General features: G+C 72.3%; 1 protein-coding gene. It reads left to right on the top strand.

Annotation, left to right across the window (positions count from 1 at the left end; translation table 11 throughout):
* On the top strand, window positions 1-656 hold a 656-nt coding region (locus IH54_RS41040), incomplete at both ends, for a zinc-binding dehydrogenase (RefSeq protein WP_043183669.1).

Below are 656 nucleotides of genomic sequence, written 5' to 3'. Positions count from 1 at the left end.
AGAGCGCGTCCTCATCCACGCCGCCACCGGCGGCGTCGGCACCGCCGCCGTACAGATCGCCCAGCACATCGGCGCCGAGGTCTACGCAACGGCAAGTCCGGGCAAGCACGCGGTGCTTGAGGCGATGGGCATCGACGAGGCCCACCGCGCGTCCTCGCGCGACCTGGACTTCGAGGACGCCTTCCGGGAGGCCGCCGGGAGCGTGGACGTCGTCCTCAACTGCCTCGCCGGGGACTTCACCGACGCCTCGCTCCGGCTGCTCGGCGAGGGCGGACGCTTCCTGGAGATGGGCAAGACCGACATCCGCGACCCCGAGCAGGTCACGGCGGCCCACCCCGGCATCCGTTACGAGGCCTACGACCTGGTGAGCCATGCGGGACCGGCCCGTATCGCCGCGATGCTCCGCACCCTCGCCGGTCTCTTCGCACAGGGTGCGCTGACGCCCCCGCCGGTCACGACCTGGCCGCTGGCCCGGGCACGGCAGGCGCTGCGCCACATGAGCCAGGCCAAGCACACCGGCAAGCTCGTCCTCACCGTCCCCCCGCCGCTCGACCCGGACGGCACCGTCCTGATCACCGGCGGCACCGGCACCCTCGGCGCCCTCCTCGCCGAACACCTCGTCACCACCTGGAACATCACCCACCTCCACCTCACCA

Source organism: Streptomyces sp. NRRL F-5123 (assembly GCF_000721495.1).
Classification (GTDB): domain Bacteria; phylum Actinomycetota; class Actinomycetes; order Streptomycetales; family Streptomycetaceae; genus Actinacidiphila.
The sequence above is the reverse complement of the archived record's forward strand: the minus strand, read 5'-3'. Positions and strand labels throughout refer to the sequence as shown.